A 19,455-nucleotide genomic window follows, 5' to 3' on the forward strand; every position below is an offset into this window, starting at 1 on the left:
CCTCGGTTTCTTGATGGACGTGAGCATTATTTAGCCGGGAGCGCGGGGCATTGCCATGCGGCGCAACGCAACCGCGGCAGCATGACATCCATGCCGCCCTCCCGTTTAAAACAGAATAGTCCGAACTGGCGCGATCAGCCCGCGAGTTTCGCCAGCGCCTTGTCGAACGCCACAGCAGCACTCGGCAAATCCTTGAAGGACAGTCCGCTGTCGGCGGCCTGCTTCTGCTTGTCCGTCGCCGTGGGGCGAATTTCAGCGACGGGCTTGCCGCCTTCGAGCAGCGCCTTCGGCGCGATGACGTGAAATTCGTGATCCTCGGCCGGCGCATCCTTCAGCAGGAACACGCCGAGATAGACCGTGCTGTCGCCACGGCGGTACGAGATGTAACGCTCCATGGCGACGGAGCCGTCGCGCTGCATTCCGCCGAGCTTGGCATAGCCCTTGGAATCCAGCAACCGGTGCGCCTTGAAACCTTTCACGCCCACCGAGTTCGCCTTCGCGGTTTCTTCGGACAGATCGTACTTGGCCGCGACGTCCTTGCCGATTTCGGCGAGCTGCGCGGATACCTCGTGCTCGAATTCCTTCAGTTCGGAGCGCGGCTTCGACGCCTTGCGCGGCTTGGCGGCATTGCGCTTCTCAAGCTCGGTCTGGCACTTCTCAACGATATCCGCGACCGACTTCCGCTCGGCGTTGACCAGCAGGTTTTTCAGATCCTGATCCGAGAGCGCGGCAATCCTGTCGTCTGTCCAGTCAACCATGATGTTTTTCTTCTCTGAGGTGTTGGGGAGATTGCGGCCGGAGTGGCGGCCGGACCAATGAACGAGGAAACGTGCCTTTAAGACGCGCGGGGGCGGCGCGCCGGCGGAAAATGAAACAGCAATCAACGGCTGCGCAATTGTAGCGCATTTTGGATGGCTGTTGGGGCCGAAATTGGACGGTTATGCTTAACCGCCGCCGCCGGGATAGTTCGGGCTTTCGCGCGTAATCGTGACGTCGTGGACATGACTTTCGCGCAGGCCCGCGCCGGTGATGCGCACGAATTCAGCCTTTTCGTGAAATGCCTGAATGTCCTTCGCACCCACATAGCCCATTGCGGCGCGAAGGCCGCCGGCGAGTTGATGCAGCACGTTGGCGACCGGTCCCTTGTAGGGCACCTGCCCCTCGATACCTTCCGGCACGAGCTTGAGCGTGTCCTTGATGTCCTGCTGGAAGTAACGGTCAGCCGAGCCGCGCGCCATCGCGCCCACCGAACCCATGCCGCGATAGGCCTTGTAGGAGCGGCCCTGCCACAGGAACACTTCGCCCGGTGTCTCGTCGGTGCCCGCGAGCAGCGAGCCGACCATCGCGACGTCAGCACCGGCCGCGAGCGCCTTGGCGAGATCGCCGGAATACTTGATGCCGCCGTCGGCGATCACCGGAATGTTCGCCTTTTTCGCAGCCTCGACCGCATCCATGATCGCGGTCAGTTGCGGCACGCCGACGCCCGCGACGATGCGCGTGGTGCAGATCGAACCAGGACCGATGCCGACCTTGATCGCGTCGGCGCCGGAATCGATCAGCGCCTGGGTGCCCTCGGTGGTTGCGACGTTGCCCGCGATGACCTGCACCGCGTTCGACAGCCGCTTGATGCGATTGACCGCTTCAAGCACACGCGACGAATGACCGTGCGCAGTATCGACGACGATGACATCCGCTCCGGCCTCGATCAGGCGCTCGGTGCGCGCAAAGCCCGCGTCTCCAACCGTCGTGGCGGCAGCGACGCGCAGACGGCCCTGTGCATCCTTCGAGGCCAGCGGATAAGCGACCGCCTTTTCCATGTCCTTCACGGTGATGAGGCCGACGCAGCGATACTGCTCATCGACGACCAGAAGTTTCTCGATGCGGTTCTGATGCAGCAGGCGCTTGGCTTCGATCTGGCTGACCCCCTCCCTCACGGTGATGAGGTTTTCATGCGTCATCAATTCGGAGACCTTCTGCTCCGGATCGGTGGCGAAGCGCACATCGCGGTTGGTGAGAATGCCGACCAGCTTGCCGGGCTTGCCCGGACCTGCCCCGGTCACCACCGGCACGCCGGAGATGCCGTGATCCTTCATCAGCGTCAGTGCGTCGACCAGCTTGGCCTCTGGTCCAATCGTCAGCGGATTCACCACCATGCCGGATTCGAATTTCTTGACCTGACGCACCTGCGCGGCCTGACCGTCGCCTTCGAAATTGCGATGGATCACGCCGATGCCGCCGGCTTGCGCCATCGCGATCGCCATGCTGGCTTCCGTGACCGTGTCCATCGCCGACGCGATAATCGGGATATTGAGCGGAATGGCCCGCGTCAGATGGGTGCGAACATCGGCATCGGACGGCATGATGTCGGACAGACCGGGTTTCAGCAGCACATCGTCAAATGTGAATGCTTCGCGGATACCCTGACCCAACTGCCTGATTGCCATTGCCAACTCCGTTTCACACAGCGCGGTCGCTGCGACATAACCTCAGGATGTGCGGGATTTGGCGACCGCTGACGCGTCGCTCGAATCGAAGCCCATCGGTGGGGTTGGCGGTGGTCGATAGCATGAAGGGATGACGTTTCAAAGCATTTCGCTCGAAAATCAGAGGTTTTTGCGCATGGGACGCCTGCAAAAGCCCCCCTAACCGCAGGCCTTCCCGGAACGGGTCGGCTCACGACGAGTTTATTGACCGTGCCGCCTAAGATGGGCCTATCTGGAGCGGCCATTTCTCTCCTGCCCGCCCCTTCCCAAATCCTTCCACAAAGCCGAGACGATGCAGAAGGAACGCCTGATACCGCTGATCGTCGCCTGCGCCCTGTTTATGGAAAACATGGACTCGACGGTGATCGCGACCTCGCTGCCGGCCATCGCCGCCGACATCGGCACCAGTCCGCTGACGCTGAAGCTCGCAATCACGTCCTACCTGCTGTCGCTCGCGGTGTTCATTCCGGCGAGCGGCTGGACAGCGGATCGCTTCGGCGCACGCGCTGTGTTCAGCATCGCCATCGCCGTGTTTATGGTCGGCTCCATCGGCTGCGCCTTATCGACATCGGTGACCCATTTCGTGATCGCACGCATCGTCCAGGGCATCGGCGGCGCGATGATGACGCCGGTGGGCCGGCTCGTGCTGCTGCGCTCCATCGACAAGAGCGCGCTGGTCAACGCCATGGCGTGGGTCACCGTCCCCGCCCTGATCGGGCCGGTGATCGGACCGCCGCTCGGCGGTTTCATCACCACGTATTTTTCGTGGCACTGGATCTTTCTCATCAACATTCCGATCGGACTGATCGGCATCTGGATGGCGCTGAAATATATCGATCCGATCAAGAGCGAAAATCCCGAACGGTTCGATGTGGTCGGGCTGATCCTCGCGGGACTGGGCGTCGCGGGCCTCGCCTTTGGCCTTTCGGTCGCGGGGCTCGGCCTGCTGTCGTGGCAGATCGTGACCTCGCTGATTATCGGCGGCAGCATCGCGATGGGATTCTATCTGCGCCACGCCAGACAGACCGCGTCGCCCGTGCTGGACTTCTCATTGCTGAAACATGCGACGTTGCGCGCCAGCCTGACCGGCGGCTTCATGTACCGCCTCGGCATCGGCGCGCTGCCGTTCCTGCTGCCGCTGCTGATGCAGGTCGGCTTCGGGCTTTCGCCGTTCCAGTCGGGCATGGTGACGTTCGCATCGGCGGTCGGCGCGCTGGGCATGAAAACGCTGGCGGCGCGGATCATCCGCACCTTCGGCTTCCGCAACATCCTGATCATCAACGCGGTGGTGAGTTCGGTCTTCCTCGCAGCCTGCGCGCTGTTCACGCCGTCGACGCCGCTGCTGCTCATCATGATCATCCTGATCGTCGGCGGCTTCTTTCGCTCGCTGCAATTCACGGCGATCAACACCATGGCGTATGCGGAAGTCGCGACTGCCGAAATGAGCCGCGCCACCACCCTCGTCAGCGTCAACCAGCAACTGGCGATTTCAGCGGGTGTCGCGGTCGGCGCATTCGCCGTCGAAGCCACGATGGCCACGCGCCACGCCACGGAACTCGGCGCAGGTGATTTCTGGCCGGCGTTCGTGATCGTCGCGGTGCTGTCGGCGCTGTCGGCCTGGTCGTTCTGGAAATTGCCGGATGACGCAGGTCACGAGATTTCCGGCCACAGAATTCCGGAGTTGGAAACCCCGCAGGCCGCTGAAGCCGCCGCAGCCGAGTCCACCCACGACGCGCGCGACCAGAAGCTGGGCTAACGCCGCTTATGCCGCTTGTGTGACCGCCGGCCGCTGCAGCTTCGCCCGGAGCCATTGCATGGCAGGGCGCTCGAAACAGCGATAGCCAAGCAGCGAAAGCAGAATCAACGCCACAAAGAACACCACCAGGGTCAGCGGCGAGCGAAAGTCGATCGCCATCCCCGTCAATGCGAGCCATGTGACCACAAAAATCTGCAAGGGAAAGTGAAGTAAATACGACGAATAGGAAATATCGCCGAGCCAGCGCAGCCGGCGCGTAACCGGCGTCAATGCGTCGTCGGAGAGCGCGAGCACGATGACCAGTACCGGAAAGACAACGACGACCATCAGTGCATCGACCGATGCCGAAGCAAGCGCCTGTCTGTCCCACAGCAATGCAAAACAAGGCACGGCAGCAAGCGCGACAAAAACGACCAGCGACAATGGACGCCCAGCCGATAATTGCCGGACGGTGATTGCGCAAAGACATCCGAGATAAAAGGAAAACAGGCCGCGGCCCAGGAAACCGTTGAAATCCATCAGAAGGAACCCAGCGATAGAAAGAGCGGCCAGAAAGAAGGGATGCGTCAGGCGAAACTTCGCGACACAGAAGAAAGATACATAAAGCAGGACCTCGATCGAAACGGACCAGATCGGCCCGTTAAACGAACCCGTTGACGAGAACCAGTTCGAGGCCAGAAAAAGCTGAAGCAAAAAATGTGTCGGAGTGTTCTCGGTGTAGACGAAAAAATGCGACTGGCTTGAATAATAAACGGATTGAAGAACCGCGACCGCAATCAGCGTCACGAAGTGAAGCGGATAAAGCCTCGAAAATCGCAGAATTGCGAACCTGATTGACGACACCGATCCGGACGCCACCTGGTCCGCGTAGATCGTGAAGAACACGAATCCGCTGATGCAAAAGAACAGATCGACGCCAAGGTAGCCGTATTTGTAGAACGGCCAGAACAGCGAAAAAGCCGGAAGCAGATCATCCGTGACGGCGCCGCGCGGCCAGAAATGCTGCCAGTGCCAGAATACGACTGCGAGCGCCGCAACCCCGCGCAGAGCATCGACCGAAACTATTCGCCGTTCGAGGTTCGGCATCCGCCCCGCCTGATTCCCGAGCGGAATTTACCACTTGTCCCGGACAGCAGATAGCAAACCATGGCCGTCTGCTCACGCTCTGTCGCTGCCACCACGAAACCCGAGTGCCAGAACATAGCGCTCCGACGAATCCTGCCTGCTGGCGGCGGGCTTGACGTGCTTCACGGTCGCAAAGTCACGCTTGAGCTGCGTCAGCAATTCCGCTTCCGCGCCGCTCTGGAAAACCTTCGCCAGAAATGTGCCGCCCGGATTGAGAATTTCGCAGGCGAACGCGGCGGCGCTCTCGACCAGGCCGATGATCCGCAACTGATCCGTCTTGCGGTGACCGGTGGTATTCGCCGCCATGTCCGACATCACGACGTCCGCGCCGCCGCCGATCATGGCGCGCAGCTTGTCCGGGGCGCGGTCGTCGAGAAAATCCATCTGCGCGAACATCACGCCCGGCAGTTCCGGCATTTCCAGCAGATCGATGGCGACGACCTTGCCCCTGCCCTCGACCGAGCCGACGCGCTTGGCCGCGATCTGGCTCCATCCACCGGGCGCCGCGCCGAGATCGACCACGACCTGTCCCTGCTTGAGGAAGCGCTGCTTGTCGTCGATCTCACGCAGCTTGTAAGCCGCACGCGAGCGGAAGCCGTCGCGCTTGGCCTGCACGACGTAAGGGTCGTTCAACTGACGTTCCAGCCAGAGTTTCGACGACAGCTTGCGCTTGCCGCCGCTCTTCACTGTGACATGCAGCCGGCCGGTGGTGTCTTTCGCCATCCCAATCCTTCAATAGCGCCAGCAGGGGAGCGCGCTCACGCACCCCTTACGACGTTTCCGCCGCGCCGTCACGGCATCAGATGAGGTTCAGCAGGCCTGAATCGCGCCGTCGGCGCGCATCATCTCGACCAGCATGCCCTCGCGCAGGCCGCGGTCCGCGACCCGCAGGCGCGGCAACGGGAACGCCGCGCGAATGGCGTCGAGAATGGCGCAACCGGCGAGGACAAGATCGGCCCGCTCGACACCGATGCAGGCATTCCGCGCACGCTCTTCATAGGTCATGTCGAGCAGCCGTGCGATGGCGCGATCCATTTCGGCATCGTTCATCCAGAGGCCGTCCACCTTGCGCCGGTCGTAATGCGCGAGGCCGAGATGGATGCCGGCCACGGTCGTCACGGTCCCCGAGGTTCCGAGCAGATGCATGTCCGAGAGGTCGTGACCGTTCTGTGCTGCGAACGGCGCGAGATGGCCTGCGACCTCATCGACCATCGCGCCATAGGACTCGCGCGTCACATGGGCGCCGCCGAAACGCTCAGCCAGCGTGACCACGCCGAGCGGCAGCGACGTCCACGGCCCTTTCACCGGCGGCGCATCCGGACAGCCGGCCGGACGTTCGATCCGCACGACTTCGGTGGATCCGCCCCCGATGTCGAACAGGATCGCGCCCTTGGCGCGTGGATCGAGCAGCGGCGAACAACCGATCACCGCCAGCGACGATTCGGTTTCGCGATCGATGATTTCGAGATTGATGCCGGTCTCACGCGCGATCAGGTCGAGAAAGGCGTCCGCGTTGTCCGCAGCGCGGCACGCCTCGGTCGCGATGGTGCGCAGACGCTTCGCGCCCTTGGCGCGGATCTTGTCGCCGCACACGCTGAGAGCGCCCACCGCGCGCGAAATCGCGGCATCGCTGATGCGGCCGGTGGTCGAGATGCCCTCACCCAGCCGGATGATGCGTGAGAACGAGTCGATCACGCGGAACCCGTCGTTGGACACGCGGGCGATCAGGAGGCGGCAGTTATTGGTTCCGAGATCGAGAGCGGCATAGGCAGCGGGCAGCCCGTGGACACGGCTTTCGCCGCGGCCAAGCGCCTCTCCCGTGGCCGATGCTGGCGGGCTGACATACGGCTCAGGGCCGTCTTGCAGCCGCACATTCTCGTTCATGCAAAATTCCATCCCTGTGGCGCATATTCCCGCACCACGGCAATTCCTGTTCAATAAAGTCTAACAGCGTGCGTGCGCGGCGCAACCGAAGCATACCCAATCGCGCCTTGTGGCCCCGATTCAGCCACCTTAAGTTTAACACCACCCCATACGCGCGGCCGATCGCGCGTGTCCGAGGCGATTTTCCGCCGCCGGACCCCGATTTCAGCGGATTTTTCATGCTCAATCACCCCTCCCGGCTTGCCTCCGAAAGCGATGTCGCACTGCAAAAATTCGGCGTCGGACAGCCGGTCCGGCGCAAGGAAGACGACACGCTGGTGCGGGGCAAGGGAACCTACACCGACGACATCAACCTTCCGGGTCAGGCGTATGCCTGGATCGTGCGCAGCAGCCACGCCCACGGCGTCATCAAGGGCATCGATGTAGAAGCCGCACGGGCGATGCCGGGCGTACTCGGCGTCTGGACCGGGAAGGAACTCGCCGCCGCCGGCTACAATCCTTTCACCTGCGGCCTGCCGATGAAAAGCCGCGACGGCTCTCCGCTGCTGCAAACCAACCGCATGCCGCTGATGACCGACAAGGTGCGCTTCGTCGGCGATCCGGTGGCCTTCGTGGTGGCCGAAACATTGGCGCAGGCGCGCGAAGCCGGCGAAGCCGTCGCCGTCGATATCGCGCCGCTGCCGTCAGTCACCAGCGCGGACGACGCCGTGAAGCCCGGCGCGCCGCAACTCTATGACAGCATCCCGAATAATGTCGCGCTGGATTATCATTCCGGCGACGACGCAGCACTCGATGCCGCGTTCGCGAGGGCGGCGCATGTCACACGCCTCGACATCGTCAACACTCGCCTTGCCGTGGTCGCGATGGAGCCGCGCGCGGCGCTTGCGAGCTACGACAAAAAAACACAGCGCTTCACCATCGAGGTTCCGACGCAGGGCGTTGCGGGCAATCGCCTATCGCTCGCGAAAACGCTCAACGTGCCGAACGACAAGGTTCACCTTCTGACGCATCATGTCGGCGGATCGTTCGGCATGAAGAACACCAACTATCCCGAATATATCTGCATCCTGCACGCGGCCAGAGAACTCGGCCGCCCGGTGAAATGGACCGACGAGCGCTCCACGAGCTTTCTGTCGGACAGCCACGGACGCGCGCAGAATGTCGAATGCGAGCTCGCGCTTGCCTCCGACGGCGCATTCCTCGGCGTGCGCGTCAAGGGCACCGGCAACCTCGGCGCCTACATCACCGGCGTCGCTCCGCTGCCGCTGTCGCTCAACATCGCCAAGAACATCAACAGCGTCTACCGGATGCCGCTGATCGGCGTCGATATCAAGTGCGTGCTGACCAACACCACGCTGATGGGCGCCTATCGCGGCGCGGGACGGCCCGAGGCCAACTACTTCATGGAGCGGCTGATCGACCGCGCCGCCGATGAAATGGGCATCGACCGGCTGGCGATGCGCAAGCGCAACTTCATCAAGCCGTCGCACATCCCCTACGCCGCCGCGAACGGCTTCACCTATGACAGCGGCGACTTTCCCGGCGTGTTCAACAAGGCGCTGGAACAGGCCGATCTCGCAGGCTTCGCCAAACGAAAGAAGGAGAGCCGCAAGCACGGCAAGCTGCGCGGCATCGCCGTCGGCTCCTATCTCGAAATCACGGCACCTCCCAGCGCCGAACTCGGCAAGATCGTGTTCGAAGCCGACGGGACGGTGCGACTCATCACCGGCACGCTGGATTACGGCCAGGGCCACGCGACGCCTTACGCACAGGTGCTTGCGGCACAACTCGGCGTGCCGTTCGACGCCATCAAGCTGACGCAGGGCGACAGCGATGTCGTCCACACCGGCAACGGCACCGGCGGCTCCCGCTCGATCACTGCGAGCGGCACCGCGATTGTGGAAGCCTCCAAGCTCGTGATCGAAAAGGGCAAACAGGCCGCGGCTCATGCGCTCGAAGCCTCGGTTGGCGATATCGAGTTCGCGAACGGACGCTTCACCATCACCGGCACCGACCGCAGCATCGGCATCATGGAGCTTGCCGCAAAGCTGCGAGATTCGAAGATGCCCGAAGGCACACCGTCCTCGCTCGATGTCGATCACACTGCGCAGAACATCCCCTCGACCTTTCCGAACGGCTGCCACGTCGCCGAGGTTGAAATCGATCCGGACACCGGCGTCGTGCATATCGTGCGCTATACCGGCGTCAACGATTTCGGCACCGTGGTCAATCCGATGATCGTCGCCGGACAGATTCACGGCGGCGTCGCGCAGGGCATCGGCCAGGCGTTGATGGAATGCGTCACCTATGACGACAACGGCCAGCCGGTGACGGGATCGTTCATGGATTACGCCATGCCGCGTGCGGGCGATGTTCCGCCGATGACCATCGGCGATCACCCCTCGCCTGCGACCTCGAACCCGCTCGGCACCAAGGGCTGCGGCGAAGCGGGCTGCGCCGGCAGCCTCGCCAGCATCGTCAACGCGGTGCTGGATGCGTTGTCCGATGAAGGCGTGACGCAGATCGACATGCCGCTCACGTCGGAGAAAGTCTGGCGCGCGATCCAGGACGGCCGCAAGGCAAAGTCGGCGTAGAGCGCGAGCGATTTCTCACCCGTCATTCCGGGATGCGCTCTTGGCGCAGACCCGGAATGACAGTGCCACACACTCGATGTCGTCCCCGCGAAAGCGGGGACCCATAACCACCGAGCGCCGTGGTGATGGCAAGACGACCGCTCCAGCATCTCCCTCAATCGAGAACTCAGGGAGTATGGGTCCCCGCTTTCGCGGGGACGACGTGGAGAGACTCTGAATGAGCCCGAAACATTTCGTGATGGGGACACAAATCCCCGCGCCCTGAACCTCTTTTATGTTCGGCACGTCCTGTTCGTGAGGGGCGCTTCTCGAGGGCGCTTTGAAGCGGAGCAGGATGCGGCGCCTGCACGTGTATTTCGCAAACACACGCTCGGGAGGCGCGATAAACGCAGCCGGCGCAAGCTGCCTGCGGGGTCACCGTCCGGGCTCACTATGGGGCTCTGCCGTTCGCGGCTGGACGCGGACAGGATGAAGGCGGGGAAATCCCGCCGGATCAGAACGCACCGCGTCCGTCCTGTCCCGGAAGTACGGTCCTCTCGCCCAAAATCGCCGCAGTGGAGCGCCGTGAGGCGATGCGCTTCCGGACCACATCGTGTCGCAAGCGATGCCGGGAGCGAAACAAGACAAAGGTGCGCCTTACGGCGCTCCATGCCCCTCGCTGCGGGGCGAGAAACGAAAAAGCACACCCTGCGCCATTGGCGCGCGGGATGACGGCGTCATGGGTTCTTCATGGGTTCTTGGCTTGATCCGCCGCCGCGTTTCGGGAAAGAGTGTTGCAACCCGCTTCGGAGGACAGACGTGACAGGCCCCATCGAGACCAGAGTTCAAAGCCGCGGCGATCTCGCATGGTCGATCGCGGTGGGCGGCATCGGCATTGTCACATTCGCCATCTTCGTGCTGTTCGCATGGTATTACGCGGCCACGCTGTTCCTGGTGTTCGCGGGCATTCTGCTCGGCGTCGCCCTCACCGCGATGACGCATCTTCTGGAAAAAGTCATGGGCGGCCCGCACGCGCTCCGCCTTGCGCTGGTTTGCGTGGTGCTCGCGGGGCTCCTGTCGGGTGTCGTGTTTCTCGGCGGCGCGACCATCGCGCGGCAGGCGACGGTCCTGAGCAATACCCTCAAGTCGCAGATCGTGACCGTGAAGACCTTTCTCGAGCAACATGGCGTCGACACCAGCTATCTCGAACTCGGCAGTCCCGCGACGGTAACTCCGGCCGCCTCCACCGACGCGCCGGCAACGACAGCGCCGACCCCTCCGGGCTTGCCGAAGAACCTGCCCAGCGCCGGCGCGCTCGCCTCCGGCGGCGGCGCCATCGTCAGCCAGACCCTGAAGCTGCTGCTCGGCACCGTCAGCGCCGTCGGCAACTTCTTCATCGTGCTGTTCCTCGGCCTGTCATTCGCGGCGCAGCCCAGCGTCTACCGCAAGGGCCTGCTCGCGCTGGCGCCGAAGCGTCACCGCGCCAGCGTCACCGTCGTGGTCGACCGCATCAGCGATACGCTGGAGCGCTGGCTGATTGCGCAGATGATCACGATGGCCGCGGTGTTCCTCGTGACCTGGATTGGTCTTTCGATCATCGGCATCGACAGTTCGTTCATCCTCGGCATTCAGGCCGGATTGCTGGCCTTCATTCCGACGGTCGGCGCGCTGATGGGCGGGCTGATCATCGTGCTGGCGAGTCTCGCCTCCGGATGGGTCGCTGCGGCCAGTGCGTTCGTGCTGTTCCTCGGCGTCCACGCGCTCGAAAGCTACATCCTGACGCCGATCATCCAGCGTCAGGCGCTGGATATTCCGCCCGCGACGCTGTTCGCGTTCCAGATCCTGCTCGGCGTCGTGTTCGGGCTGTGGGGACTGGCGCTGGCGCTGCCGCTGATGGCCATCGTCAAGGTCGTCATCACGTATCTGCGCGAAGACGGCGAGGAACGCGAGCCGGAATTCAAGATGGCGTGAGACACAAAAAAGGCGCCGTCTCAGGCGCCTTTCCATTCGTTCCGGTGATCTCAGAAGTTCGTCACCGTGTTGGTGTGTTCCACCTCCGGCGGCGACGCAAAATGCGGCCCCACCAGCGCGCGCCATTCCGTGAAGTTGGCGGATTCGCGAAAATCGACGGTGTGATTTTCCAGCGTTTCCCATTTGATATGCAGCCGGTAGCGCGACGGCTTCTCGATCGAGCGATGCAGTTCAAAACTCTTCCAGCCCTTGCAGCGCTTGAAGATCGGCTGCGCCTTGGCGATCGCCGCCTCGAAGTCCTTTTCGCTGCCCGGCTTGATTTCGATCTGTGCAATTTCGGTAATCATGGCGTTATGCCCCTTTTTCCGGCGCATGATCCGGTCATGCGCTCTTTCGTTCGTGCCAAAGGGCTCTAGCGCAAAAACAACAGCCGGAAAAGAAAAAGGGCGCCTTGCGGCACCCTTCGGTCGAACGCGAACCGGCGCGCTTCTCAGATCGCCGTCAGAAATACGCCCAATAGCCCAAGCGCGCAGCCCGCGAGAACGACCGGCTGCCAGTCGAACGGCGAGCCGTAACGGCCTTCGGCACGGCGCGCGGCGATCAAGGCGTGCTCATATTCGTCGGAGGTCGAGAACATGCAGGCAAAGCCCGTGCGCGCGGAGACGACGTCGGCCTCAAGTGCCGTGAGATCGGATTGTGAATCGGGGCTGCGTGCGGTGATCATGCCGCATGGTAGGACGCGCATGGTAAACAGATGGTTAGCGCAGGTTCAGGCGTGCGCCTCTTCAGGTGCGCGCATCGCGGACGTCACGTCCGGTTGCGACGCGTTGCCGCCAACCTGATTACGGCGGCTGCTCGCGAGCGACAGCGGCTGCTCCACCGCGACTTCCACGCGGTTGCGGCCCGCGCGCTTGGCCTGATAGAGCGCGGTGTCGGCCGACGCCATCAGCACTTCGAGCTCTGTTTTCGCCGGACCGCCGGCAACGCCGATGCTAACGGTGGTTTCCAGCGGCGCATCGTCGACCGCAACGCCCGACGCCTCGAACGCCTCGCGCACGCGCTCGGCCGCGAGTACCGCTTCCTCCACCGAACAAGGCAGCAGCGCCGCGAACTCCTCGCCGCCGACCCGCCCGATAAGGTCGGTGATGCGCAGGGAACTGACGACGATATTGGAGAAGACTTGCAGGACGTCGTCGCCGGCGGCATGGCCGAAGCGGTCGTTGACCGACTTGAAGTGATCGATGTCGAAAATCATCACGGTAATGGGACGCCCCGCCTTGGCCTCGCGCTCGATCATGCGCGACGTGGCCTCGCTAAAGCCGCGCCGGTTCAACAGCCCTGTCAGCGGATCGACCGAGGCCGCTGTCTTGTGTGCGCTCACCGTCCGCTCGGAGACCAGCATGAAGATGATGAACACTGTGCCGATGGCGTAGAGCACGAGTTCGGCGGCGAACGCCGCGATCCAGATCTGCCCCATGCTCGCTGCATTACCGGAGCGGAACATGTCTCCGAGCACGATGGGCAGCATGAGCACGGCGCCATGCATCAGCGGCACGAAGATCGCTGGCCAGCGCGCGCGCAGGCTCTTGCGCCGTTCGCGCCAAAGCTCGCCGGCGGTCAGTGCCGCATAGGCCGCGACGATGGCCGCGCCGAGCAGCATCCGCATTTCGGGATCGATCGGGTCGAACCAGATCACCGCCGCGATCCAGAGCGCCGGTCCGGCGATCACGCCGATCCAGTTGGCCGCGCGGCCGTGAAACACCCGCGCCGCGTCCCAGACCAGGCCGCAGGCGATAAATCCGACCGCATTTACAGCAAGTGACAACTCCCAGCCCAGTTCGGGCCCGCCGACGGTCCACAACGCCACCGAGGCAGCGCCAAGAATATAAGCCGCCCCCCACCAGCCGAGCGCTGCGATCTTCTCATGACGCCAGAAGAACAGCAGCATCGCGCCGAGCAGCGCCGCCGCCAGCGTCGCCACGAGGTAAAGCGTGGAAATATCCAAAGACAAATGTGTGCCAGCGGGCATTTTCTATGCAGCGCTTAAATAGACGGAGCCGGAATAGCCCCCTCAGCCACCGTGAAGGCTAGCAGCGGTGTCTTGGCACTCCGTTTGCGGCGGTCACAAAATTTTCGGGAAAAATCGCTGCAATTTGACAGCAATATGGAACAACAAAAAAGGGCGCCCGAAGGCGCCCTTTTGATCGCAAGTCCGGCAACTGCGGACAATTTGAACGAAGCGCTTAACGCTTCGAGAACTGGAAGGACCGACGGGCTTTTGCCTTGCCGTACTTCTTGCGCTCGACGACGCGCGAGTCGCGAGTCAGGAAGCCACCCTTCTTCAGAACGCCGCGCAGATCCGGTTCGAAGTTGGTCAGCGCCTTCGAGATGCCGTGACGCACCGCGCCGGCCTGACCCGAAAGTCCACCGCCAGCGACCGTGCACACCACATCGTACTGGCCCTGACGGGCGGCAGCGACGATCGGCTGCTGGATCATCATGCGCAGCACAGGACGCGCGAAGTACACTTCGACTTCACGGGTGTTGACGGTGACCTTGCCGGAGCCGGGCTTGATCCAGACGCGGGCAACCGCGTCCTTGCGCTTGCCGGTTGCATAGGCGCGGCCCTGCTTGTCGACCTTCTTCTCGTACTTCGGAGCGTCCGGCGCCGCGGTCTTCAGCGACGCGAGCTGATCGAGGGACTGCATGGTATCCGACATTATGCGGCCCTCATGTTCTTGCGATTCATCGATGCGACATCCAGGGTTTCCGGCTGCTGCGCTTCATGCGGATGCTCGGCGCCGCCATAAACGCGGAGGTTGCCCATTTGAACGCGGCCAAGCGGACCGCGCGGGATCATGCGCTCGATAGCCTTCTCGACGACGCGCTCCGGAAAACGACCTTCGAGGATCGACTTCGCAGTGCGTTCCTTGATGCCGCCGATGAAACCGGTGTGGTTGTAGTAAACCTTGTTCTCACGCTTGCGTCCGGTGAGAACAACCTGAGCCGCGTTGATGATGATGACGTTGTCACCGCAATCGACGTGGGGGGTGTAGGTCGGGAGGTGCTTGCCGCGCAAACGCATGGCGACCAAGGTGGCAAGACGACCGACGACCAGACCCTTGGCGTCGATCAGTATCCACTTCTTGTTGACCTCGGCTGGCTTTGCCGAAAACGTCTTCATGTGAGGGAATCCGTGAAATTGTACGTTCGGCGCAATCGCCAAACTGGCGCGGTTCTAGATAACCGGCCCGCGCGCGTCAATGCTAAATAGCACAAAATATCAAAGCCATAACAACGACTTACAAATATGGTATCTTAATACCATAGAAATTAGCGAATGTCCGGAATGGAGTAAGTCGAGGTCACGTGGGCAATCGGATCGGGCGAAGTCCCTGATAACAGGTTCACTTCTCCCACGGCGAGCCGCTTGCCGAGTTTCAAAAGCTTGGCCGCCGCCAAGACATCCTGGCCCGGCTGTCCCTTGCGCAGAAAATTGATGTTCAGGCTCGCGGTGACCGAGAGCCCGACAGGACCGATGGCCGAGAGCAGCACCACGTACATCGCGAAGTCCGCCAAAGCCATCAGCGTCGGCCCGGAGACTGTTCCGCCGGGACGCAGCATCCGCTCGCTGTAGGGCTGACGCAGCAGGCAGGTCGCACCGTCGGCGCTCTCGATGAGGATTTCTCCGCTGGCGAAGGCCTGCGGAAACTCCCGATGGAGAAAGGCCTCGAGTTCTGCCACGGTCATCTTCGGCTTATTCATGAAACCTATGTCCTGCCCTGCCCTCGTATATGACGGTTTTGTATCCTAGGGTGAGGACAATAACGAGCCCAACGAAGCTCTATTTGGAAACTCGTATCTGAGCCTTCGGAAACGCATGACACCTCAAACATCTCGTACACCATCGCCGCTCTTGCGCGAGACTATCGACGGCATCGCCGTGCTCACGCTCGATTCACCCGCGACACGCAACGCGCTGTCGGAATCGATGATCGTAGCGCTCCACGAAGCGCTCGATTCGGTTCGGAACGACAAATCCGTTCGCGCGGTCGTCATCGCGGCAAACGGACCCGCCTATTCGTCCGGTCACGATCTAAAGGAATTGACCGCGCGGCGCGCCGACGCTGACAAGGGCCGCGCCTACTTCGCGCATATGATGACGTCCTGCAGCAACATGATGCAGGCCATCGTGCATTTGCCGAAGCCCGTTGTCGCCGCCGTGCAAGGCGTTGCGACGGCCGCTGGATGCCAACTGGTCGCGACCTGCGATCTTGCGGTCGCGTCGGACAAAGCGACCTTCGGCACGCCGGGCATCGATATCGGCCTGTTCTGTTCCACGCCAATGGTCGCACTGTCGCGCAACGTTCCGCGCAAACACGCCATGCATATGCTGCTTACCGGCGACCATATCTCCGCTGATCGCGCGCGCGAACTCGGCCTTGTCAACAGCGTGGTTCCGGCGGCAACGGAGCGAAGCGCCGCCATCGGTCTCGCGAAGCAGATCGCGCTGAAATCGGCCTACACGCTGAAGATCGGCAAGGAAGCGTTCTACCGGCAGGCCGAAATGAAGCTCGCGGATGCCTATACCTATGCCGCGCAAGTCATGACCGAGAACATGATGGCGCGCGACGCGCAGGAAGGCATCGGCGCCTTCATTGAAAAACGCGCCCCAAAATGGGAAGACCGGTAACGCACCGGCTCAGGATACAGAAACAATCACAATGAACCACGACGCCTATGACGACAGCTATATTCGCGGCATCCTGACCAGCGTGAAATCGATCGCCATGGTCGGCGCATCGCCGGTCAATGTGCGGCCGAGCTACTTTGCTTTCAAATATCTCGCCGAGCGCGGCTATGACATGATCCCGATCAATCCGGGTCAGGTCGGCAAAAGCCTCGTCGGCAAGCCGTTCGTCGGCTCCCTCAAGGACATCGGACGTCCCTTTGATATGGTGGATGTGTTCCGCAATTCTGATCGCGCGATGGCGATCGTCGATGAAGCGCTCGCCCTGCCCGTGCTGCCGAAAGTGATCTGGATGCAGTTAGGCGTCCGTCACGACGCAGCGGCAGCAAAAGCCGAAGCCGCCGGCATCAAGGTGGTGATGAACCGCTGCCCGAAAATCGAATACGCGAGGCTGACGTCGGAAATTCAATGGCTGGGCGTCAACTCGCGCACGCTCAGTTCCAAGCGCGCGCCGATCCCCACAAGCAACATGCGGCTGTCATTGAATCGCAGCAGCGTCGGAGGCGGTGCAACGGCGGCGGCCGACCGGGCCGCGAAGGACAAGAACGACCTGCCCTAAATACGGCGCGCGGCAGAACAATCGTTCAAACTGGCGACGTAATGCGTCAGGTTCGTTGCCAGTTTTCGCCGTTAGCCGCTGGCGCCTTGACGGCGACAGCATCCGCCCGCAGCATATTCTTTCTCACGCCCGTTCGCGGCTCTCAAAAGGACATCTCATGACGGAAAGACTGCCCGGCTTCGCCACGCTCTCCATTCACGCCGGTGCGCAGCCGGACCCGACGACGGGGGCGCGCGCAACGCCGATCTATCAGACCACCTCGTTCGTCTTCAACGACGCCGATCATGCCGCCTCGCTGTTCGGCCTGCAGGCGTTCGGCAACATCTACACCCGCATCGGCAACCCGACGAATGCCGTACTTGAGGAGCGCGTCGCTGCGCTTGAAGGCGGCACCGCGGCGGTTGCCGTCGCATCAGGGCACGCGGCGCAGGTGGTCGTGTTCCAGGCCCTGCTGCAACCGGGCGACGAGTTCATCGCGGCTCGCAGGCTCTATGGCGGCTCGATCAACCAGTTCAACCATGCCTTCAAGAGCTTCGGCTGGAACGTGGTCTGGGCCGACTCCGACGACGTTTCGACTTTCGAGAAAGCGGTGACGCCGAAGACCAAGGCAATCTTCATCGAGTCCATTGCAAATCCGGGCGGGACCATTACCGACATCGAAGCCATCGCGGCTATCGCGCGCAAGGCGGGTGTTCCGCTGATCGTCGATAACACGCTGGCCTCGCCTTACCTCATCAAGCCGATCGACCACGGCGCGGACATCGTCGTTCACTCGCTGACGAAATTTCTCGGCGGCCACGGCAATTCCATCGGCGGCATCATCGTCGATGCCGGCACGTTCGACTGGTCGAAAAGCGGGCGTTATCCGGTACTCAGTGAACCGCGCCCGGAATATCACGGCATCAAACTACAGGAGACCTTCGGCAACTTCGCGTTCGCCATCGCCGCGCGTGTCCTTGGCCTGCGCGATCTCGGTCCCGCGCTGTCGCCGTTCAATGCATTCCTGATCCTGACCGGAATCGAAACCCTCGGGCTTCGCGTGCAAAAGCATTCGGACAACGCCAAGGCGGTGGCGGAGTGGCTATCCGCCAATCCTGCCGTGGCGTGGGTGAACTATGCCGGATTGCCCGGTGACCGTTATCACAACCTCGCGCGCAAATACTCGCCGAAGGGCGCGGGCGCAGTGTTCACGTTCGGCCTCAAGGGCGGATACGACGCAGGCATCAGCCTTGTCTCGAATGTGAAGCTGTTCTCGCATCTAGCCAATGTCGGCGACACGCGCTCGCTGATCATCCATCCAGCCTCGACCACGCACAGCCAGCTCGACGACGCGCAGAAGGCGCTGGCCGGCGCCGGTGTCGATGTGGTGCGCTTGTCGGTCGGTCTTGAAGACAAGGAAGACCTGATCGCTGATCTCGATCAGGCTCTGAAGGAGTAATTATTAGCCTCTGAAATACAGAACGCGGCGCCGGGCATGGCGCCGCGTTCTTAAATTTTAGAGAGAGCAAAATACTTTTTAAAAATTCAGGTCTTTGCTGTCTCCATGGCGGCTTTCGCCTTGTCTTCGCGGACCAGCCGGGCATTGCGCTGGACGATCGAGAACGTCGCAAGCGCGAACAGGATCACCAGAAACTGCGCTGACAGCGCCTCAAGCGTTGAGTTGAGCCCGAGGGAATGCAGCCAGCCGAAACTCTTTAACTCCGTGAAAGACACAAGGTTCTGTTCCTGAAATTCCTGCATCGCTTCGCCGATGAACTTGATGCCCATCGCGAACAGGAACGCCGAGGTGATGATGAACAGCGGGCGCAGCGGAATCTTCCGCGCGATCAGATTGATGAAATAGAACAGTACCGCGAGGCCCACTGTTGCCGCGGCCAGACCCGCGAACAGTCCGAGACTCCAGCCACCTTCGGTCACGGCCAGCGCGTTGATGAAAAGTACGGTCTCAGCGCCTTCGCGAAACACCGCGAAGAAGGCCAGCGCGCCCACGGCCCATGCCGTCTCCTGCGCGAGCGCATTGTCGGCTTTGTTTGCCAGATAGTCCTGCCAGCCCCGCGGGTCCTGCTTCACCATGAGCCAGCCGCTGACGTAGAGCATCAGAGCCGCCGCAAAGAGGATGACGACGCCTTCGAAGATATCATTATGCTTGCCTGAATTGAGAACCGCGAACAGCCACGCCGCGATAATGCTGGCGCCGATCGCCGCTAGCGCGCCGGCATAAAGCGCGGTCACGCGATGCGCACCTCCGACTTTCCGGAGATAGCCCGCGAGCGCCGCGATCACGAGCATGGCTTCCAGTCCTTCGCGCAGCAGAATGACGGCGGCCTGGACGAATGCGTTGGACATGGAGGACC

General features: G+C 62.2%; 18 protein-coding genes. 6 read left to right on the plus strand and 12 right to left on the minus strand.

What is annotated here, in order from left to right:
- Positions 1-134 precede the first annotated feature (134 nt).
- Positions 135-758 carry a hypothetical protein gene (locus tag AC1RKJ_RS03435; protein ID WP_492789521.1) on the minus strand — a complete coding sequence of 208 codons (624 nt, stop codon included), beginning with the start codon at positions 756-758 and terminating at the stop codon, positions 135-137.
- Positions 759-944: 186 nt separating this feature from the next.
- Entirely contained in the window at positions 945-2,444 is a 1,500-nt protein-coding gene (gene guaB / locus AC1RKJ_RS03440; RefSeq protein ID WP_492789523.1) for an IMP dehydrogenase, read from the minus strand.
- 331 nt (positions 2,445-2,775) lie between these two features.
- On the opposite strand from guaB, the gene AC1RKJ_RS03445 reads away from it, so the two are divergent.
- The gene (locus AC1RKJ_RS03445) at positions 2,776-4,239 is read left to right on the plus strand and encodes a DHA2 family efflux MFS transporter permease subunit (RefSeq protein ID WP_492789525.1); all 1,464 of its coding nucleotides are present in this window, start codon (positions 2,776-2,778) and stop codon (positions 4,237-4,239) included.
- 6 nt (positions 4,240-4,245) lie between these two features.
- Here AC1RKJ_RS03445 and AC1RKJ_RS03450 read toward each other — a convergent pair whose 3' ends face one another.
- The 3 genes from AC1RKJ_RS03450 to AC1RKJ_RS03460 form a co-directional block, all read right to left on the minus strand.
- Entirely contained in the window at positions 4,246-5,325 is a 1,080-nt protein-coding gene (locus AC1RKJ_RS03450; protein ID WP_492789527.1) for an acyltransferase family protein, read from the minus strand.
- Positions 5,326-5,397: 72 nt separating this feature from the next.
- Entirely contained in the window at positions 5,398-6,087 is a 690-nt protein-coding gene (locus AC1RKJ_RS03455) for an RlmE family RNA methyltransferase (protein WP_492789529.1), read from the minus strand.
- A gap of 87 nt (positions 6,088-6,174) precedes the next feature.
- Entirely contained in the window at positions 6,175-7,248 is a 1,074-nt protein-coding gene (locus tag AC1RKJ_RS03460; RefSeq protein WP_492789531.1) for a Ppx/GppA phosphatase family protein, read from the minus strand.
- Between the two features lie 218 nt (positions 7,249-7,466).
- Here AC1RKJ_RS03460 and AC1RKJ_RS03465 point away from each other — a divergent pair, with 218 nt between their 5' ends.
- Positions 7,467-9,842 carry a xanthine dehydrogenase family protein molybdopterin-binding subunit gene (locus AC1RKJ_RS03465; protein ID WP_492789533.1) on the plus strand — a complete coding sequence of 792 codons (2,376 nt, stop codon included), beginning with the start codon at positions 7,467-7,469 and terminating at the stop codon, positions 9,840-9,842.
- 798 nt (positions 9,843-10,640) lie between these two features.
- The gene (locus AC1RKJ_RS03470; protein WP_492789535.1) at positions 10,641-11,792 is read left to right on the plus strand and encodes an AI-2E family transporter; all 1,152 of its coding nucleotides are present in this window, start codon (positions 10,641-10,643) and stop codon (positions 11,790-11,792) included.
- Between the two features lie 50 nt (positions 11,793-11,842).
- On the opposite strand, the gene AC1RKJ_RS03475 is transcribed toward AC1RKJ_RS03470, so the two are convergent.
- From AC1RKJ_RS03475 to AC1RKJ_RS03500, 6 genes are all read right to left on the minus strand, one after another.
- The gene (locus AC1RKJ_RS03475) at positions 11,843-12,139 is read right to left on the minus strand and encodes an antibiotic biosynthesis monooxygenase family protein (RefSeq protein ID WP_492789537.1); all 297 of its coding nucleotides are present in this window, start codon (positions 12,137-12,139) and stop codon (positions 11,843-11,845) included.
- Positions 12,140-12,282: 143 nt separating this feature from the next.
- Positions 12,283-12,516: a hypothetical protein gene (locus tag AC1RKJ_RS03480; protein WP_492789539.1), complete on the minus strand. Its 234-nt coding sequence runs from the start codon at positions 12,514-12,516 to the stop codon at positions 12,283-12,285.
- Positions 12,517-12,561: 45 nt separating this feature from the next.
- Positions 12,562-13,821, minus strand: a complete 1,260-nt coding sequence (locus AC1RKJ_RS03485; RefSeq protein ID WP_492789541.1) for a GGDEF domain-containing protein — start codon at positions 13,819-13,821, stop codon at positions 12,562-12,564.
- 214 nt (positions 13,822-14,035) lie between these two features.
- On the minus strand, positions 14,036-14,512 hold the full coding sequence (gene rpsI, locus AC1RKJ_RS03490) for a 30S ribosomal protein S9 (protein WP_492789543.1): 477 nt from the start codon (positions 14,510-14,512) through the stop codon (positions 14,036-14,038).
- The gene (rplM, locus tag AC1RKJ_RS03495) at positions 14,512-14,976 is read right to left on the minus strand and encodes a 50S ribosomal protein L13 (protein ID WP_492789546.1); all 465 of its coding nucleotides are present in this window, start codon (positions 14,974-14,976) and stop codon (positions 14,512-14,514) included. Before rplM ends, rpsI begins: the two co-directional genes overlap by 1 nt.
- Positions 14,977-15,125: 149 nt before the next feature.
- Positions 15,126-15,557: a PaaI family thioesterase gene (locus AC1RKJ_RS03500; protein WP_492789547.1), complete on the minus strand. Its 432-nt coding sequence runs from the start codon at positions 15,555-15,557 to the stop codon at positions 15,126-15,128.
- Between the two features lie 115 nt (positions 15,558-15,672).
- Here AC1RKJ_RS03500 and AC1RKJ_RS03505 point away from each other — a divergent pair, with 115 nt between their 5' ends.
- From AC1RKJ_RS03505 to AC1RKJ_RS03515, 3 genes are all read left to right on the plus strand, one after another.
- Complete coding sequence (locus tag AC1RKJ_RS03505) at positions 15,673-16,485, plus strand: enoyl-CoA hydratase (protein ID WP_492789550.1); 813 nt, start codon at positions 15,673-15,675, stop codon at positions 16,483-16,485.
- A gap of 31 nt (positions 16,486-16,516) precedes the next feature.
- Positions 16,517-17,101 (plus strand): CoA-binding protein, encoded by a 585-nt coding sequence (locus AC1RKJ_RS03510; protein WP_492789552.1) that lies wholly within the window; start codon positions 16,517-16,519, stop codon positions 17,099-17,101.
- Between the two features lie 157 nt (positions 17,102-17,258).
- Complete coding sequence (locus AC1RKJ_RS03515; RefSeq protein WP_492789554.1) at positions 17,259-18,539, plus strand: O-acetylhomoserine aminocarboxypropyltransferase; 1,281 nt, start codon at positions 17,259-17,261, stop codon at positions 18,537-18,539.
- 86 nt (positions 18,540-18,625) lie between these two features.
- On the opposite strand, the gene AC1RKJ_RS03520 is transcribed toward AC1RKJ_RS03515, so the two are convergent.
- The gene (locus tag AC1RKJ_RS03520) at positions 18,626-19,447 is read right to left on the minus strand and encodes an FTR1 family iron permease (RefSeq protein WP_492789556.1); all 822 of its coding nucleotides are present in this window, start codon (positions 19,445-19,447) and stop codon (positions 18,626-18,628) included.
- Between the last annotated feature and the right edge of the window lie 8 nt (positions 19,448-19,455).

It is taken from the genome of Afipia sp. GW822-FHT04G07 (genome assembly GCF_058800765.1).

Coding starts and splice junctions, on each gene's coding strand:
- AC1RKJ_RS03485 (WP_492789541.1), bottom strand. CDS start 13,821: ATGCCCGCTGGCACACATTTGTCTTTGGATATTTCCACGCTTTACCTC.
- AC1RKJ_RS03480 (WP_492789539.1), bottom strand. CDS start 12,516: ATGATCACCGCACGCAGCCCCGATTCACAATCCGATCTCACGGCACTT.
- guaB (WP_492789523.1), bottom strand. CDS start 2,444: ATGGCAATCAGGCAGTTGGGTCAGGGTATCCGCGAAGCATTCACATTT.
- AC1RKJ_RS03435 (WP_492789521.1), bottom strand. CDS start 758: ATGGTTGACTGGACAGACGACAGGATTGCCGCGCTCTCGGATCAGGAT.
- AC1RKJ_RS03475 (WP_492789537.1), bottom strand. CDS start 12,139: ATGATTACCGAAATTGCACAGATCGAAATCAAGCCGGGCAGCGAAAAG.
- rplM (WP_492789546.1), bottom strand. CDS start 14,976: ATGAAGACGTTTTCGGCAAAGCCAGCCGAGGTCAACAAGAAGTGGATA.
- AC1RKJ_RS03450 (WP_492789527.1), bottom strand. CDS start 5,325: ATGCCGAACCTCGAACGGCGAATAGTTTCGGTCGATGCTCTGCGCGGG.
- AC1RKJ_RS03510 (WP_492789552.1), top strand. CDS start 16,517: ATGAACCACGACGCCTATGACGACAGCTATATTCGCGGCATCCTGACC.
- AC1RKJ_RS03460 (WP_492789531.1), bottom strand. CDS start 7,248: ATGAACGAGAATGTGCGGCTGCAAGACGGCCCTGAGCCGTATGTCAGC.
- AC1RKJ_RS03505 (WP_492789550.1), top strand. CDS start 15,673: ATGACACCTCAAACATCTCGTACACCATCGCCGCTCTTGCGCGAGACT.
- AC1RKJ_RS03520 (WP_492789556.1), bottom strand. CDS start 19,447: ATGTCCAACGCATTCGTCCAGGCCGCCGTCATTCTGCTGCGCGAAGGA.
- AC1RKJ_RS03500 (WP_492789547.1), bottom strand. CDS start 15,557: ATGAATAAGCCGAAGATGACCGTGGCAGAACTCGAGGCCTTTCTCCAT.
- AC1RKJ_RS03515 (WP_492789554.1), top strand. CDS start 17,259: ATGACGGAAAGACTGCCCGGCTTCGCCACGCTCTCCATTCACGCCGGT.
- AC1RKJ_RS03455 (WP_492789529.1), bottom strand. CDS start 6,087: ATGGCGAAAGACACCACCGGCCGGCTGCATGTCACAGTGAAGAGCGGC.
- rpsI (WP_492789543.1), bottom strand. CDS start 14,512: ATGTCGGATACCATGCAGTCCCTCGATCAGCTCGCGTCGCTGAAGACC.
- AC1RKJ_RS03465 (WP_492789533.1), top strand. CDS start 7,467: ATGCTCAATCACCCCTCCCGGCTTGCCTCCGAAAGCGATGTCGCACTG.
- AC1RKJ_RS03445 (WP_492789525.1), top strand. CDS start 2,776: ATGCAGAAGGAACGCCTGATACCGCTGATCGTCGCCTGCGCCCTGTTT.